Below are 16,659 nucleotides of genomic sequence, written 5' to 3'. Positions count from 1 at the left end.
CGGCATAATGCGCGCCGTGAAGACTATTTTCGAACGGACGGCGAGTGACGTGTTGAAGAAAACCCTGTTCCAGTTGCACTGGTTTTTTGGCATCACCGCAGGGCTGGTGCTGGCCCTGATGGGCATCACCGGCGCGACCTATTCGTTTCAGGACGAAATCCTGCGGGCGCTGAACCCGTCCGTGTTGCAAGTGGAGAAACAGGTTGCCGGGGTACTGCCTCCGGTGGAGCTGGTGGAGCGCATCGAAGCCACCTCGGGCAAGACCGTGTCGATGCTCTGGGTCGAGACCGACAGCGGCAACGCCGCGCGCGTCTACTTCACGCCGCCCAAGGGCGAACGTCGCGGCGAGATGCGCTACTTCGATCCGTACACCGGCGAGTTCATGGGCGATGCCGTCGGCCAGGATTTCTTCGGCCTGATGCTGCAACTGCACCGCTTCCTCGCGATGGGCGATACCGGCCGCAACATCACCGGCGCCTGCACCCTGATTCTGCTGTTCTTCTGCCTCTCCGGCCTGTACCTGCGCTGGCCGCGTCAGTGGAACAGCTGGCGCGCGTGGCTGACGCTGGACTGGAAGAAAAACGGTCGTGCGTTCAATTGGGATCTGCACTCGGTGGCTGGCACCTGGTGCCTGCTGGTCTATCTGCTGCTGGCGTTGACCGGGTTGTCGTGGTCGTACGAGTGGTACAACAAGGGCCTGACCAAACTGCTTTCCGACGCACCGCAAAACGAACGTGTACGCGGCGGTCGCGGACCAGCGCCGGAAGGCCCGGCGCCAACTGCCGATTACGCGGCGATGTGGAGCAGCATCTACAGCGCCGCCGGCCCGGGCCTGTCTGCCTACAACATCCGCATGCCGCCAGTCGCCGGCCAACCGGCGACGGTGTTCTACCTGCTCGACAGCTCGCCGCATGATCGCGCGTTGAACCAGATCACCCTCGACCCGGCCACCGGCATCGTCAAACGCGTCGACCGCTACGCCGACAAGAGCGTCAAGGCGCAACTGCTGACCAGTATTTATGCGCTGCACGTCGGCAGCTATTTCGGCCTCGTCGGACGGATCATCATCACGATCGCTGCGGTGTGCATGCCGCTGTTTTTCATCACCGGATGGCTGCTATACCTCGATCGCCGACGCAAGAAAAAGCACATCAAGGACGCGCGCAAAGGTCTCGAACAACCGGCCGGTGATGCTTCAGCGTGGCTGATCGGTTTCGCCAGCCAGAGCGGTTTTGCCGAACAATTGGCGTGGCAGACTGCCGGGCAATTGCAGGCCGCCGGATTGCCGGTGAAAGTGCAGCCGCTGGCGAATGTCAGCGAGCAGGATCTGCGTGAATCGAACAACGCGCTGTTTGTGGTCAGCACCTTTGGCGACGGCGAAGCACCGGACAGCGCCCGTGGTTTCGAGCGCAAAGTGCTGGGCAAAGCCTCGACACTGGAAAGCCTGAACTACGCGGTGCTCGGTCTCGGCGATCGTCAATATCAGTACTTCTGCGGCTTCGCCAAACGCCTGCATCAATGGTTGAGCGAACACGGCGGCAAGACCTTGTTTGCCCCCGTAGAAGTCGACAGCGGCGATCCATACGCATTGCGCCACTGGCAAACGCAACTGGGCCTGCTCACCGGACAAGCGCCAGTCGATACCTGGCAAGCGCCGAGCTACGACAACTGGACGCTGACCCGCCGCGAACTGATGAACCCGGACAGCAGCGGTTCGCCGGTTTACCTGTTGGGCCTGAGCGCACCGAACACCAGCAGCTGGCTGGCCGGTGATCTGGTCGAAGTGCTGCCGCGCAACTGCCCGTGGGCCATCGAACATTTCCTCGACGGCCTCGGCATTCGTGGCGAAACCTCGGTGAAAATCAATGGCCTCGACGAGCCGCTGGAAGTCGCACTGGCTTCGCGTCAGTTACCGGAACACCGCGCACATCTGGTCGGTCTGCACGCGCAGGCGCTGGTCGATGCGATGGTGCCACTGGCGATGCGCGAATACTCGATCGCCTCGATTGCCGCCGACGGTGTGCTGGAGTTGATCGTGCGTCAGGAACAACACGCCGATGGCACGCTTGGCATCGGTTCTGGCTGGTTGACCGAACACGCGCCAGTGGGCGGCAGTATCAGCCTGCGCGTGCGCCGCAACAGTGGATTCCACCTGCCAAACACGCCGGTGCCGATGATTCTGTTGGGCAACGGCACCGGTCTGGCCGGGCTGCGCAGCCTGCTCAAGGCGCGGATTGCCGATGGTCAGCAGCGTCAGTGGTTGCTGTTTGGTGAGCGTAATCGTGAGCACGATTTCCTTTGCCGTGCGGAGCTGGAAGAGTGGTTGGTCAATGGTGATCTGGCGCGACTCGATCTGGCGTTTTCGCGGGATCAGGCCGAGAAGATTTACGTGCAGGATCGCCTGCGTGAGTCGGCGGCTGAATTGAAGAAATGGCTGGCGGACGGTGCGGTGATCTACATCTGCGGCAGCCTACAGGGGATGGCCTCGGGGGTTGATCAGGTGCTTAACGACATTCTCGGGCTAGCCGAAGTGGAGCGGTTGATCGAGCAGGGTCGATATCGGCGTGATGTCTATTAAGAGCCCCTCACCCTAACCCTCTCCCGTAGGGAGAGGGGACTGATTGGGGGAGATTCACGCAATACGCCGACCTGAACGTGCTTCACCGAATCCATAATCGAGAAAGGCTTTGTATCCAATCTCATAATCGACACGGTCTTTCAGGTCGACGTACCTCTTCAGACACCTCGGTCGGCCCCCTCTCGCTCGGGGAGAGGGCTGGGGTGAGGGTCGCTCCTGATCTTCAAACCGGCTGCAATTTTTTCTCAAAAACCGCCACCCCATTCAAATCGCGCAACACCACACTCATCTCCCCGCTCTGCCCTTCGATATTCACCTCGCCAAAAAACTGGAAACCGGCAAACGGTGACGCGTTCTGCGTCGGCGGCGCCTTCTCGAAAACCACCTCCGGGCCAAAGGTTTTATCCAGTGGATTCGGCCCGAAACTGCCAGCGTTCAACGGCCCCGCGACAAACTCCCAGAACGGTTCGAAATCCTGAAACGCCGCACGGTCCGGGTGATAGTGATGCGCTGCGCAGTAATGCACATCGGCCGTAAGGAAGACGAAATTGCGCACCTGCTGCGCGCGCAGGAATCCGAGCAACTCAGCGATTTCCAGTTCGCGCCCCTGCGCAGGTCCGGGGTCCCCGTTGGCCACCGCTTCCCAGCGCGCGACACCCGGGCTGACCTCGCCATCCGGAACGCCAAGGCCAATCGGCATGTCGGCGGCGATGACCTTCCACTGGGCTTTGGAATGCTTCAAGCCACGCTTGAGCCAGTCCAGTTGTTCACGCCCCAGGAACGGTTTCGCCGCGCCGAGGTTGTCGTCATTGGCGCCGCGATAACTGCGCATGTCGAGCACGAAGACATCGAGCATCGGCCCGTAACTCAGCTTGCGATAAATCCGTCCGCCACCGTCGGCGGCTTGCAGGCGCATCGGTGAATACTCCAGCCAGGCTTTTCGCGCACGTCCGACCAGGGTGTGGATATCTTTTTCCTGATAACGCTCGTCGAGCTGCTTGCCCGGCGACCAGTTGTTGACCACCTCATGGTCGTCCCACTGCCAGATCTGCGGCACTTCGGCGTTGAAGCGGCGGATGTTTTCATCCATCAGGTTGTAGCGGTAGTTGCCGCGATAGTCGTCGAGGGTCTGCGCGACTTTGCTCTTGGCTTCGGTGGTGAGGTTGCGCCAGATGCGCCCGCCTTCGGTGGTGAGCTGAGCAGGCACCGGGCCGTCCGCATAGATGGTGTCGCCGCTGTGGATAAAAAAGTCAGGCAGGCGCAGGCGCATGGCTTCGTAGATGCGCATGCCGCCGATGTCCGGGTTGATGCCGAAGCCCTGACCGACGGTGTCGCCGCTCCAGACGAAACGCAGATTGCGTTGCGCCGTCGGTGCGCTGCGCAGGTGGCCCAGCCACGGTTCACTGGCGACACCGGTACGGGCGTCCTTGAAATACACGCGATAGAAAATCGCCTGATCGGCGGGCAGTCCGCTGAGTTCAACACGGGCGGTGAAATCGCTGCGGGCATCGGCGAGCGCCGAGACCTGCCGGCGTGGATTGCGGAACTGGCTGCGGGTGTCCCACTCGACCACCATATGCGCCGGGCGATCGCTGCGACTCCAGATCATCGCGCGATCCCCTTGCAGGTCGCCGGACTGCACGCCATCGGTCAGTTGCGGCCGATCCTTGACCGAAGCAATCACCGCTGGCGCCAGGCCAGGCATCAGCAATCCGGCGCCGACAACCTGCATGACACGCCGACGACCGGGGTTGAAATCGCTCATGCTGTTCTCCCTGAAAAAAGGAAAACTTAAGCACGCCTGTATGACCCCGCAATGACACCCGACACACCACACACCACACACCACACAACCAATGTGGGAGCGAGCCTGCTCGCGAAAGCAGTATGCCCGTCAACATACATGTCCCTGGCAGATTGCATTCGCGAGCAGGCTCGCTCCCACAGGGGGTTTGTGGGGGCGGTCAGGCCTTGGTGGGTTCCAGGGCCAACTCGACGGCTTCCGGGCGTTTGACCGTCGCATAGACCACGGCGGTCAACAGACTCCCCGCGACAATCGCCAGCAGATACAGCAACGCGTGGTTGATCGCATTCGGAATCGCCAGCACAAACAAGCCACCGTGCGGCGCCATCAGCTTGCAGCCGAAATACATCGACAATGCACCGGTCAACGCCCCGCCGGCGATGCTTGCCGGGATCACCCGCAACGGGTCTTTCGCGGCGAACGGAATCGCCCCTTCGGAGATAAAGCACAACCCCAGCACCAGCGCCGCTTTACCGGCCTCGCGCTCGGTCTGGGCAAACTTGCGTCGGGCAATGAACGTGGCGATGCCAAGCCCGATTGGCGGCACCATGCCGGCCGCCATGGTCGCCGCCATCGGCGCATAACTCTGCGAGGCCAATAACCCCACCGAGAACGCATAGGCGGCTTTGTTGATCGGCCCGCCGAGGTCGACACACATCATGCCGCCGAGCAACACACCGAGCAGAATCGCGTTGGTGGTGCCCATGCTGTCGAGGAAATGCGTGAGCGCCGCGAGCATGCCCGCAACCGGTTTACCGACCACATAAATCATCACCAGCCCCGTGAACAGGCTGGCGAACAACGGGATGATCAGAATCGGTTTCAGCGCCTCAAGACTTTGCGGCAACGCGACATATCGACTGATCGCCTTCGCCGCATAACCGGCGATAAAACCGGCGACGATGCCACCGATAAACCCGGCGCCCAAGGTGCTCGCCAGCAAGCCACCGATCATCCCCGGCGCCAGGCCCGGACGGTCAGCAATCGAATAGGCGATGTAACCCGCCAGCAACGGCACCATCAGTTTGAACGCGGTCTCGCCACCGATCTGCATCAGCGCAGCGGCCAGCGTGCCTTCCTCCTTGAACGCGGTGATGCCGAACACGAATGACAACGCGATCATCAAGCCGCCCGCCACGACCATCGGCAGCATGAACGACACGCCGGTCAGCAGGTGTTTGTAGACGCCGGTCTTCTCTTGCCTGGCCGGTGCTTTGCCGTCGCCCGCCGCGCTTTCCACAACAGCTTCAGCCAAGGCTTTTTTCAGCGTCGCTTCGGACTGCTTCAAGGCGATGCCGGTGCCACAACGATAGATTTTTTTGCCGGCGAAACGCTCGGTGGCGACTTCAATGTCCGCCGCCAGCAACACCACGTCTGCCTCAGCAATCGCCGCTGCACTCAACGGGGTTTTCGCGCCCACCGAGCCTTGGGTTTCGACCTGCAGTTCATAGCCCAGACGCTTGGCGGTTTGCTGCAAGGCTTCGGCGGCCATGAAGGTGTGGGCGACACCGGTCGGGCACGCGGTGATGGCGACGATGCGTGGCGCACGCGCTGCATCGGCAACCGGTTCAGCCGCGCTGGCAACGTAAACTTCAGCCTCTTCAGCACCACGACGCAGCACTGCTTCAACATCCTGCAACGCCTGCGCCGGGGCAATCTGGAAAACCCGTTTGCCGACAAAGCGCGTCATGTCGACCGCACCCGTGGCGACCAACAAAACCCACTCCGCCGCCGCAATCGTCGCCGCCGACAACTCACGTTCCGGGTGCGCCGCATCGACCACTTCAACGCTGGTGCTCCAGCCCTGACGCTGCGCCGCCGCATCGAGCAAACGCGCGCACAGCACACTGGTGACCATGCCGTTCGGGCAAGCCGTAACAATGGCTAACTTCATGACAAACCCTCTTATTGTTCTGTCAGGGGGCGCACGCGCACGCCCTGTTCGAGCTGCGCCAGTTGCGCGCGGTCGTTGATGCCGAAACCGATCTGGGTCACCGCCATCGCGGCAATAGCAGTGGCGGTGCGCAGGGTTTGTTCAGGCGTGTCGGCGCTGAGCAAACCGTGGAGCATGCCGGCCAGCAACGAATCGCCGGCACCGACCGTGCTGGCGACGCTGACCTTCGGCGGCGTGGCGTGCAGCGCCGAACCGACGCTGAACCAATTCACACCGTCAGCACCGTGGGAGATCACCACGTGCTCGATGCCTTGCGCGTGCAATCGCGCCGCTGCCTGCGCTTCGGCGGCGTGAGAAACCACCTCGCAACCGAGCGCGTCAGCGAGTTCTTCAGTGTTCGGTTTGATCAGCCATGGACTGGCTTTCAACGCTTCGCGCAACGCTTCGCCGCTGGAGTCGAGGGCGACTTTCAAGCCGAGCTGATTGAGCCGTTCGATCAGTTCACGCAACCACTGCGCCGTGACCCCGCGCGGCAAACTGCCGGCGACTACAACCGCATCGTGCCCCGGTGCGATCTGCACCAGTCGATCGAGCAACGCCTGCTGCGCGCCGGCATCGACCACCGGCCCCGGGCCGTTGATGTCGGTGATGCGCCCACTCTGCTCGGCCACTTTAATGTTGCTGCGCGTCTCGCCCGGCACGCGGACGAACGCGTCGACAAAACCGCGCTTGGCGAACAGGGTTTCGAACGCTTGCAGGTTGTCTTCGCCGAGAAAGCCGCTGACCGTCACCTGATGGCCGAGGTCGGCAAGTACCTGCGCGACGTTCACGCCTTTGCCGGCGGCGTGGGTGTGCATCTCGTCACTGCGATTGACCTGACCGGCGTCCAGCCGTGCCAGCTCGACGGTGAGGTCGAGCGCCGGGTTGAGGGTCAGGGTGAGAATCTTGGCCATTACAGGGCCTCCACTAATGCGCGCACTTCGTTGGCGCTGCCCACGGCCAGGGCGTGTTGAGCAAGGGTTTGCGCCTGAGTCAGGCTGAGTTCGCGGATGCGTGCCTTGACTTCGGCAATGCTGCGCCCGGACACGCTGAGTTCATCGACACCGAGGCCGACCAACACCGGCACCGCCAGCGGATCCGCCGCCAGCTCGCCGCAGACGCCGACCCATTTGCCATGGGCATGGGCCGCGCGCACGGTGATGTCGATCAGTTGCAGCACCGCCGGGTGCAAGCCGTCGGCCTGCGCCGACAAGGTCGGGTGACCACGGTCGATGGCCAGGGTGTATTGCGTGAGGTCGTTGGTGCCGACGCTGAAGAAGTCGACCTCCTTGGCCAATACCGGCGCGAGCAACGCGGCGGACGGCACTTCGATCATGATCCCCAGTTGCAGATCGGCGACCGGAATTTCCAGACGCAAACGCTCGGTCATGTCGCGAGCCTGGCGCCATTCTTCGACGCTGCCAACCATCGGGAACATGATCCGCAGCGGACGGTTGTCCGCCGAACGCAGCAACGCGCGCAGTTGCGCTTCCATGATCTGCGGACGCTGCAAGGTCAGGCGAATGCCGCGCACGCCGAGGAACGGGTTTTCTTCCTTGGCGATCGGCCAATACGGCAGCGGTTTGTCGCCGCCGACATCCAGCGTGCGCACCACCAGCGGACGACCGCCGAGGCCATCGAGCACGCGACGGTATTCTGCTTCTTGCGTAGCCTCGTCCGGCGCTTGCGGATGGGCCATGAAAATCAGTTCGGTACGCAGCAGACCGATGCCTTCGGCGCCCTGCTCCACCGCGCTGATCACCCCGGCGCTTTCGCCGATATTGGCGAACACTTCGACCGCGTGACCGTCGGTGGTGTGTGCCGGTTGGTGGCGCTGTTCGGCGGCAAACTTCAAGCGTTGTTCGCGAGTGTCGCGTTCTTCGGTGGCGCGTTGCAGAGTCGCGGCATCAGCGTCGACATGCAGGCGACCGCGTTGACCGTCAAGCAGCAACGGAGTACCCGGCGCCAGCAACAACACCGCTGCGCCAGCGCCGACCAGCGCCGGAATCCCGAGGGCACGCGCAACGATAGCGCTGTGCGCGGTGGCGCCGCCACGTGCGGTGAGAATCCCCGCGACGCGCGCCGGGTCCAGCCGCGCGACGTCGGACGGGCCGACCTCGTCCATCACCAGAATGTACGGTTGCTCAGGTTCGCTCGGCGTCTGCACGCCACACAGTTGCGCGAGCACACGGCGGCCGACGTCACGCAGGTCCGCCGCACGCTCGGCGAGCAAGGCATCCTGCAGCGCTTCCTGTTGTTTCGCCGCTGCTTCGATCACCGCCATCCACGCTGCTTCCGCGCTTTCGCCTTGCTTGAGACGGGTGTCGACTTCGTCGGTGAGTTCCGGGTCGTCGAGCATTTCCTGGTGGGTGATGAAAATCTCGCGGATGGCTTTGGCTTTGCTGCGTTCGATCAAGCCCTGAATGTCACTGCGCACATCGCTGAGCGCTTGCTTGAGACGTTCGCGCTCGACGGCGGCGGACTCGCCACGCAACGGGTAATCGATGCTTTGCTGCACTTGAATATGCGCCGGACCGATGGCGATTCCGGGCGCTGCCGGGATCGCCTGCAACTGAGCGCCGGACGTCGGAGCGATCAGAACTTCGGCGATGTCGGCGATGACTTCGCGCTGATGACTTACCGCTGGCAGCGGCTCGACTTCTTCACCGAGGCCTTCTTCGATGGCGGCGAGCAAGGCCGGCAAGGCATCGGCGGCGATACTTGGTTCGGCGATCAGCTCAAGCACCTGACCGCGACGGGCGCCAAGGCTGAGCAATTTACTCAAACTCTTCACCGACACGGCGCTGTCCTGACCGTCGACGATGCGCACGCGAATCTCGCCGTCAAAACTCTTCGCCAGTTGCGCGAGGATCTTCGCCGGACGCGCGTGCAAGCCGTGGGCGTTGGCCAGCGCAATGCGCGCGCTCGGCCAGTCGGCGGGCAATTCACCACCGAGCACTTCGAGGACTTTGCGGCTGCTGGTAGCGCGGCCCAGTTCATGACCGCGACCTTCGATGAGCAACGCACACAGACGTTCGAGCAGCGCCTGATGCGCTTCGCCAAGGCTGGCCAGACAGAACAGTCCGCTGAGCGGCTGACCGAGGTAACGCATCGGTTTGTCTGGCGTGACGAATGCCAAGCCCGGGCGCTTCACGGTTTGCTCGCTGTGCAACCACCACAAACCATCGCCCAGCGGCAGCGCTTCGACCTGTTGCAGCACCGCAGAGAAACCGTTGCTCACACAATCGGCCTGGCGCAGCAGACGCGCGCCACGCCAGACCAGTTCTTCGAAGTCGTCGGCCGAGACGCCGAGGCCGATCATCTGTGCATCCAGCGCCAATTCCTGTGGCGCGCCTTGCAGCAGTTTCAACAGCGCTTCGGGGGAACTGGCGCGACGCAGGGCCTGGCCCAGATCGGTCTCGCCGAGGGCGCGGGTCAGCAGTTGCAGCAGGCGCAAATGTTCGTCGGATTTGGCGGCGATGCCAATCGCCAGATAAACGATCTGGCCATCGCCCCAATCCACGCCCTCGGGGAACTGCATCAGGCGCACGCCGGTGGCGAACACCTGATCGCGGGTTTCCGGGGTTCCGTGGGGAATGGCAATACCTTGACCGAGAAAGGTCGAACCCTGGGCTTCCCGGGCCTGCAAGCCGGCGAGGTAACCGTCGGCAACCAGACCATCGGCCACCAGGTGACTGGCTAGCAATTGCAGGGCGGCGGGTTTATCCACGGCCGATTGGCCCATGGATATCTGCTCTATAGTGAGCTCGAGCATGCAATCTCCTTTTTGGCATCGGATGACGCCAGGTATTGTTTTGAATGGTTGCAGCTTAGGCGCTTGTCAGCTTTGCTTTTCAGCAGCAATTTTGGCGGTTTCACGGCAGAACCGGCCAAAGGCGCCTAAAACGTAGAAAATACGCTTGCTGAAACGTTTAATCTAGATTGATCGGCACGTTACTCGATAATGTCCCATCCTTGAAGTCCAACTTGTCGGATGCGTTGCGACAATAGTCGCCTGCCCTAATCGGGTAGGATTGGCGAAAATGTTGCGGCAAGCTCGCAAAAACAAGGAAATCCCGGGTTGAAACTCAGTGATATCGCGCGGTTGGCCGGCGTGTCCGTGACCACCGCCAGCTACGTCATCAACGGCAAGGCCGAACAGCAACGCATCAGCACCGCGACCGTCGAACGCGTGCGCGCCGTGGTCGATCTGCACGGCTTCACGCCCAATCCGCAAGCCGCCGGGCTGCGCAGCCGGCACACGCGTACGTTGGGCTTTATTCTGCCGGATCTGGAAAACCCCAGTTACGCGCGGATCGCCAAACTGCTGGAGCAAGGCGCGCGGGCACGCGGCTATCAGTTGTTGATCGCCAGTTCCGACGATGCGCCGGACAGCGAGCGGCAACTGCTGCAACTGTTCCGCGCGCGCCGTTGCGATGCGCTGATCGTTGCCAGTTGCCTGCCTGCCGGTGATGACAGTTATCGGCAGTTGCAGGCCAAGGGGATGCCGATCATTGCCATCGACCGGGTCATGGAGCCGGAGTATTTCTGCTCGGTGATCAGCGACGACCGTGAGGCCAGTCAGCACCTGACGCAAAGCCTGCTCGAGCCACAACTCAAGCAGATTGTGTTGCTCGGCGCCCGACCTGAACTGAGCATCAGCCAGGAACGTGCTGCCGGTTTCAAACAGGCGCTGGTCGACTTCAAAGGTGAAGTGCTGATCGAGCACGCTGAAGCCTTCAGCCGTGAATGCGGCAAACAATTGATGGAAGAACTCCTGCAACGCCTGGGGCATTTGCCCGACGCGCTGGTGACGACTTCCTACGTGCTGTTGCAGGGCGTGTTCGATGCGCTGCATGACTTCCCGCTGAAATCACGGCCGCTGCGCCTCGGCACCTTCGGCGATACGCAGTTGCTGGATTTCCTGCCGCTGCCGGTCAACGCCATGGCCCAGCAGCACCAGTTGATCGCCGACAAGGCGCTGGAACTGGCGCTGGCGGCGGTCGAGCAGTCAGAGTACAAGCCTGGCGTGCAAGCCATTGCGCGGACCTTCAAGCAGCGTATTCACCGGGACTGAGCCGTGGAGCTGATCGACAGCCACACCCACCTCGACTTCCCCGACTTTGACGTCGATCGCTCGGCGTTGCTCGCCGAAAGCCGTGCCCTCGGGGTGCGGCGGATGGTGGTGTTGGGGGTGTATGAGGGCAACTGGCAACGGGTATGGGATCTGGTGCAGAGCGATGCCGATTTGTACGCGGCGTTTGGCTTGCATCCGGTGTATCTCGATCAGCATCGTCCGGAAGATTTGACGGCACTCGGTGATTGGCTGACCCGGCTGCGCGGGAATCGGCAGCTGTGTGCGGTGGGCGAGATCGGTCTGGATTACTTCGTCGAAACGCTGGATCGCGAGCAGCAACAGACATTGTTCGAGGCGCAACTGCAATTGGCGGCGGACTTTGCATTGCCGGCGCTGATTCATGTGCGCCGCAGCCACGCCGCAGTGATTGCCACCCTCAAGCGCTTCAAGCTCAAGCGCGCCGGGATCATCCACGCCTTTGCCGGCAGCCGTGAAGAAGCGCGCGAATACATCAAACTGGGGTTCAAACTGGGCCTGGGCGGCGCCCCGACCTGGCCGCAGGCGTTGCGCATGCATCGGGTGCTCGCGGAGTTGCCGCTGGAATCGATCGTGCTGGAAACCGATTCACCGGACATGGCGCCGGCGATGTTCCCCGGTCAGCGCAACAGCCCGGCGCACTTGCCGGCGATTTGCGCAGCCTTGGCCGAGCTGATGAGTATCCCCGCTGAACAACTCGCCGACACCAGCACCGCCAACAGCTGCGAAGTCTTCGGCTGGTAACCCGATGCATCCTCCTGTAGGAGCTGCGGCACGCGGCGATCTTTTGATCTGTTTTTACAAGCAACATCAAAAGATCGCAGCGTGCCGCAGCACCTACAGACAGTCGTCAGTGAGCAGTGGTCAGCAATCAGTCGGCGTGGGCCTTGGCGGCTTCGAGGACCAGCGTCAGATGCTGACGATGGCGCGCGTAGCGAACGACCAGAAAGTACACAAAGATCGTAATCAGTGACGCGTTCAGTTGTTCCGTGACGCTGAGCAATCCGACCCATTCCATCACCAAAGCCACCAGCAGCGCGGTACACACCGTCACCGAAGCGCTGAAGCGCAGGAGCGCCAGCGAATCGAGCGACTTGAAGCGCTTGATCTGTTTCGGGCAGCGCAGCTCAAGGGTTTTCTGGCAATGCTCGCAGGTGAACGGTTCATTGATCGAGATGGCATTCAGTTGCCAGGGTTTCAGCAGCAGGGTGGTCTGACAATGAGCACAACGGCCCTGGACTCCCAGGGTTGCGACGGACATGAGCAGTCTCCTCCAAAACGGTCTGACAGGGATTCTGGTTGATTGAAGGCGAAAATCCAGCGGGTGGAGGAAAACAGGAATTCGCCTACAGAGGCCAGCCTAAAAAGACTACAAACTATTCAGTCAAAACCGGAACCGTGCCCCAGCAAACTGGCAATTGGTAACCGGTAACCGGTAACCGGTAACTGTAGGAGCTGCGGCACGCTGCGATCTTTTGATCTTTAAAAACAAGATCAAAAGATCGCAGCGTGCCGCAGCTCCTACAAGGGGGGGTTAGACGCGGAAGGCGCTGATCAATTGTTTGAGTTCGACGACCTGGGCGGACAGCGCACGGCTGGCGTCTTCGGTCTGGTGCGCGCCGTGGGCCGTGCGCTCGCCGGCGCGGTTGATCTCGACGATGTTCTGGTCGATGTCGTGGGCGACGGCCGTTTGCTGTTCCACCGCAGCGGCAATCTGCTGGTTCTGATCGACGATCATGCCGACCGCGCCGAGGATGTTTTCCAATGCCTGCTGGACCTTCTCCGACTGCCCGACCGTGCCATTGGCCATCTGATGGCTGACGCCCATGGCTTTCACCGCAGCGCCGACGCCGCCGTGCAGCTTGGCGATCATCTGCTCGATTTCTTCGGTGGATTGCTGGGTGCGCTTGGCCAGCGTACGCACCTCGTCCGCGACCACGGCAAAACCACGGCCCTGCTCGCCGGCGCGGGCCGCTTCGATCGCGGCGTTGAGCGCTAGCAGGTTGGTCTGTTCGGCGATGCTCTTGATCACTTCCAGTACGCGGCTGATCGACTGGCTGTCACTCGCCAACTGATTGATCACCAGCACCGACTGATCGATCTCGCTGGCCAGCGCGGCAATGCTGCCCTGCTGCGACTCGACCAGGCCGCGACCGCTGACGGTTTCATCATTGACGCTGTGGGCGCTGCTCACGGCGGCGGCGGCACTGCGCGCGACTTCCTGTGAGGTCGCCGACATCTGGTTCATCGCCGTGGCCACTTGTTCGATCTGCGTGCGCTGCCCGGCGACGGCCTGATTGCTTTGCGCCGAGACGTTTTCAACTTGTCCGGCCTGACGCTCGACTTCGCCAACGGTCTGGCCGACGCGCTCGATCAGGTCGTGGATTTTCTTCACGGTGCCGTTGAACACTTCGCCCAACTCACCGAGTTCGTCGCGGCTGTGGGCGACGAAATTGACGGTCATGTCACCCGCCGCGACCTTATCCATCATCGCGCCCAGGCGTTTGAGGGTGGTGCGGGTCGAGGCGTAGAAACCGCCATAGAGATAGAAAATCAGCACGAACACCACCGACAGCGCCACCGCCTGCAAGGTCATGTGCGTGCGGTTTTGCGTCAGACGCTGTTGCAGTTGCGTGTCGAGGAATTTCAGGCTGGCTTCGTTGAGCTGGTAGGTCTTGTCGAGCAACCCGGTGACCTGATCGTAGAACGCCTGCCACGGTGCATCGAGGGTATCGGCCATCACCACGTGTTCTTCGAACAGCTCTGTCGCCTGCTTCAGCGACGCCTTGCTGCTGTCGGCCTGAACGCTGAGGGTTTCACGCGCAGCCTTGCTGGAGCCGAGGGCGTCCTGCAACTTCAAGGCGTATTCCGCCTGGAGTTTTTCGATCTGCACCAACAGTTCATCGAAACGCGTGCTCGACGCACTGTTGAGAAAGCCCTGCCCCAACGAATACGAGCCCATGGCCCGGCCTTCGCCGAGGGTTTGCGTCACCGTCGGGGTGATCAGCGTCACCAGTTCGCTGAGCTGGCGAATATCGCTCTGGTTATCACGACTGAGGCCAGCCTGGCTGGTGATGATCTGGCTGAAAATCTGCGCGCTGGTGAGCAACTTACCGATCAGCGCGCTTTTGCTTTGCAGCGAGTTTTCCGTCTGCTGGGCCTTGAACGCGGCAATCATTTCATCACGCTTGCCGTCGAAAACCTTGATCTGTTCGGGGTCGTCGGTCATCGCCTTCAGCCCTTGCAGACGCGTCAGCACGGCTTGTTCGAGGCTGGTGATGTTCGCTTCGACATTGCCGGCCTTGCCGGACTGGCCGAGGATGACGTTGATCTGTACCAGATTGTTCAGGGTTTCCAGATCCCGGCGCAGGGTCAGGCTGCTCCCCAGCAGATCAAGGCTTTGCAGCTCGACCCGGGTGCCCTGGAATTCACGATAGGAATCGCGCACCAGATAAAAATTGGTCACCAGCATCGGTACCAGGAACAGCACGCTGATCAGGCTGAACTTCATGCCGAAGCTCAGACGGTTCATCAGCGAGACAGCGGGATAGAGCAAGCTCTTCACTGGAAGTCTCCCTTGGTTTTTCTTGTTTTTATTGGCAGGCGCGAGGCGACAGCAGATAGCCACTATCGAGCGCCATCACTGTATAGCTCAAATCGACGGGAGGTTTTGTAACTTAAGGTTAACGAAAAAAAGATCGCAGCCTGCGGCAGCTCCTACAGAAAAACCAATCCCTGTAGGAGCCGCCGCAGGCTGCGATCTTTTGATCTTTGTTTGAAATCAGTGAACCAGAACCGTCCACAAGGCAAACCCGGCATACCACAGCACCGCCGCGCGCAGCAGCAGTTCCCACAGGCAATCAAGCGTAGTGATGCCCTCAGGACCGACCGCAGGAGGCGGGATCTCCCCCGCCGCCAGGCCAACCTTGTTGATCAGTTGCGCAGCGCTGATGTTCCAGTTCAGCAGCTCATGCAGCATCACCCGGCTGACCGCGACAAAGTTGCCGACCAGCGCCAGGCTCGCCGCCAGCAATCGCACCGGCACCCAGTCAAAGGCATGGCGCATTTGCGCAGCACGTTCGACCAATGCCGGATTCTTGCCGTGTTCCTCGGCCAGCGCCAGCAAGCGATAGGCCAGTGCCGCCACCGGGCCGAGCAGGAAATACCAGAAAATCACCGCGAAGAAGCTTTGATAAGCCTCCCACAACAGGTGCCCCTGCACGCGGTCAAGCAGTTGCTCGCCACTGTCGGCGCAAATATCCAGATCACGCTTGGCGACATGTGCCGCCGCCTGCAGATCTTCACGGCGCCAGGCATCGCGGAACGGCCCGAGACCGCCGAGCAAATCGCCGCGCCCCAGACTGTAAATCACCACCAGCAAATGCACCGGCAAGGCCAACAAGCCGTAAGCCACTGGCTGCAGCACCAGCAGCAACAGGCCGAGCAGCGCCACCGGCAGCAACACCATGATCGTCAGCACCAACCATGGCTGATCGGCCAATCGCTGGCTGCTTTCGAGTTTGTGCAGTTCGCGGATCCATCCGCCATCGCGTTGAACCCGATGGCGCAAGGCCGAGAACTTCTCGATCCAGACCGCCAGCAGTAACACCAGAAAACTCATTGTCCTTCCTCTTGTGCCAGGGCTGCGCGGTAACGCGCCCAGTCGAATGCCGGGCCAGGATCGGTCTTACGCCCGGGTGCTATGTCGCTGTGCCCGCAAATGCGGGCGCCGGTGATGGCCGGAAATGCTCTTTGCAACTGACGGGTCAACACCGTCAAGGCCTGATACTGCGCATCGGTAAATGGCAGATCATCGGTGCCTTCGAGCTCAATGCCCACGGAAAAATCGTTACAGGTTTCGCGCCCTTCGAACAGCGACACGCCAGCATGCCACGCCCGCTCGAGACAGGAGACAAACTGGGTGACCTTGCCGTCACGTTCAATCAGAAAGTGCGCCGAGACGCGCAGGTCGGCAATCCCTGCAAAGTAGGGATGTTCGGTGACATCCAGACGATTCTGGAAAAATTCCTGCACCTTGCCGGTGGCGAACTGCGCCGGCGGCAGGCTGATGTTGTGGATAACCAACAGGGAAATTTCGCCCGCAGGGCGTTCATTGAAGTTGGGCGATGGGCAGACCTGCACCCCGTGACACCACCCGCTAGCGGGATCCAACTGCATAACGATTCCTTCAACGCCGACTGTGTTGGCGCCCAGTATGCCGTGATCGGCCC

Annotated in this window: 11 protein-coding genes; 3 read left to right on the top strand and 8 right to left on the bottom strand. The window is 61.5% G+C overall.

Annotated features, from left to right (window positions below; all coding sequences use genetic code 11):
- Positions 1–49 precede the first annotated feature (49 nt).
- The gene (locus C2E19_RS05430; protein WP_129396090.1) at positions 50–2,578 is read left to right on the top strand and encodes a sulfite reductase flavoprotein subunit alpha; all 2,529 of its coding nucleotides are present in this window, start codon (positions 50–52) and stop codon (positions 2,576–2,578) included.
- A gap of 223 nt (positions 2,579–2,801) precedes the next feature.
- On the opposite strand, the gene C2E19_RS05425 is transcribed toward C2E19_RS05430, so the two are convergent.
- The 4 genes from C2E19_RS05425 to ptsP form a co-directional block, all read right to left on the bottom strand.
- Complete coding sequence (locus tag C2E19_RS05425) at positions 2,802–4,343, bottom strand: alkaline phosphatase (RefSeq protein WP_129389018.1); 1,542 nt, start codon at positions 4,341–4,343, stop codon at positions 2,802–2,804.
- Positions 4,344–4,542: 199 nt separating this feature from the next.
- Positions 4,543–6,276, bottom strand: a complete 1,734-nt coding sequence (locus C2E19_RS05420) for a PTS fructose-like transporter subunit IIB (protein ID WP_129389016.1) — start codon at positions 6,274–6,276, stop codon at positions 4,543–4,545.
- A gap of 11 nt (positions 6,277–6,287) precedes the next feature.
- Positions 6,288–7,229: a 1-phosphofructokinase gene (gene pfkB, locus C2E19_RS05415; protein ID WP_129389013.1), complete on the bottom strand. Its 942-nt coding sequence runs from the start codon at positions 7,227–7,229 to the stop codon at positions 6,288–6,290.
- Positions 7,229–10,090, bottom strand: coding sequence for a phosphoenolpyruvate--protein phosphotransferase (ptsP, locus tag C2E19_RS05410; protein WP_129389010.1), 2,862 nt, complete (start codon positions 10,088–10,090; stop codon positions 7,229–7,231). The genes pfkB and ptsP overlap by 1 nt, the downstream gene beginning before the upstream one ends.
- A gap of 306 nt (positions 10,091–10,396) precedes the next feature.
- Between ptsP and cra the strand changes: the two genes are divergently transcribed.
- Together cra and C2E19_RS05400 are read left to right on the top strand one after the other, a co-directional pair.
- The gene (gene cra / locus C2E19_RS05405; RefSeq protein ID WP_129389007.1) at positions 10,397–11,392 is read left to right on the top strand and encodes a catabolite repressor/activator; all 996 of its coding nucleotides are present in this window, start codon (positions 10,397–10,399) and stop codon (positions 11,390–11,392) included.
- Positions 11,393–11,395: 3 nt separating this feature from the next.
- Positions 11,396–12,172, top strand: coding sequence for a TatD family hydrolase (locus tag C2E19_RS05400; RefSeq protein WP_129389004.1), 777 nt, complete (start codon positions 11,396–11,398; stop codon positions 12,170–12,172).
- Between the two features lie 127 nt (positions 12,173–12,299).
- Here C2E19_RS05400 and C2E19_RS05395 read toward each other — a convergent pair whose 3' ends face one another.
- From C2E19_RS05395 to ampD, 4 genes are all read right to left on the bottom strand, one after another.
- Entirely contained in the window at positions 12,300–12,689 is a 390-nt protein-coding gene (locus C2E19_RS05395) for a hypothetical protein (RefSeq protein WP_129389001.1), read from the bottom strand.
- Positions 12,690–12,962: 273 nt separating this feature from the next.
- The gene (locus C2E19_RS29375; RefSeq protein ID WP_372238474.1) at positions 12,963–13,667 is read right to left on the bottom strand and encodes a methyl-accepting chemotaxis protein; all 705 of its coding nucleotides are present in this window, start codon (positions 13,665–13,667) and stop codon (positions 12,963–12,965) included.
- A 1,542-nt stretch (positions 13,668–15,209) separates the two neighbouring features.
- Positions 15,210–16,049: a regulatory signaling modulator protein AmpE gene (gene ampE / locus C2E19_RS05385; RefSeq protein ID WP_129388995.1), complete on the bottom strand. Its 840-nt coding sequence runs from the start codon at positions 16,047–16,049 to the stop codon at positions 15,210–15,212.
- Positions 16,046–16,606, bottom strand: a complete 561-nt coding sequence (gene ampD, locus C2E19_RS05380; RefSeq protein WP_129388992.1) for a 1,6-anhydro-N-acetylmuramyl-L-alanine amidase AmpD — start codon at positions 16,604–16,606, stop codon at positions 16,046–16,048. Before ampD ends, ampE begins: the two co-directional genes overlap by 4 nt.
- Positions 16,607–16,659 lie beyond the last annotated feature (53 nt).

Source organism: Pseudomonas sp. DTU12.3, assembly GCF_004124275.1.
GTDB classification, from domain to species: domain Bacteria; phylum Pseudomonadota; class Gammaproteobacteria; order Pseudomonadales; family Pseudomonadaceae; genus Aquipseudomonas; species Aquipseudomonas helmanticensis.
Note: the sequence above shows the minus strand (reverse complement) of the source record. Positions and strands in the feature narration are given on the sequence as shown.

What these genes read in the sequence shown, in the direction of transcription:
- C2E19_RS05425 (WP_129389018.1), bottom strand. Translation starts at nt 4,343, where the DNA reads ATGAGCGATTTCAACCCCGGTCGTCGGCGTGTCATGCAGGTTGTCGGC.
- C2E19_RS05420 (WP_129389016.1), bottom strand. Translation starts at nt 6,276, where the DNA reads ATGAAGTTAGCCATTGTTACGGCTTGCCCGAACGGCATGGTCACCAGT.
- pfkB (WP_129389013.1), bottom strand. Translation starts at nt 7,229, where the DNA reads ATGGCCAAGATTCTCACCCTGACCCTCAACCCGGCGCTCGACCTCACC.
- ptsP (WP_129389010.1), bottom strand. Translation starts at nt 10,090, where the DNA reads ATGCTCGAGCTCACTATAGAGCAGATATCCATGGGCCAATCGGCCGTG.
- C2E19_RS05395 (WP_129389001.1), bottom strand. Translation starts at nt 12,689, where the DNA reads ATGTCCGTCGCAACCCTGGGAGTCCAGGGCCGTTGTGCTCATTGTCAG.
- C2E19_RS29375 (WP_372238474.1), bottom strand. Translation starts at nt 13,667, where the DNA reads ATGTCGGCGACCTCACAGGAAGTCGCGCGCAGTGCCGCCGCCGCCGTG.
- ampE (WP_129388995.1), bottom strand. Translation starts at nt 16,049, where the DNA reads ATGAGTTTTCTGGTGTTACTGCTGGCGGTCTGGATCGAGAAGTTCTCG.
- ampD (WP_129388992.1), bottom strand. Translation starts at nt 16,606, where the DNA reads ATGCAGTTGGATCCCGCTAGCGGGTGGTGTCACGGGGTGCAGGTCTGC.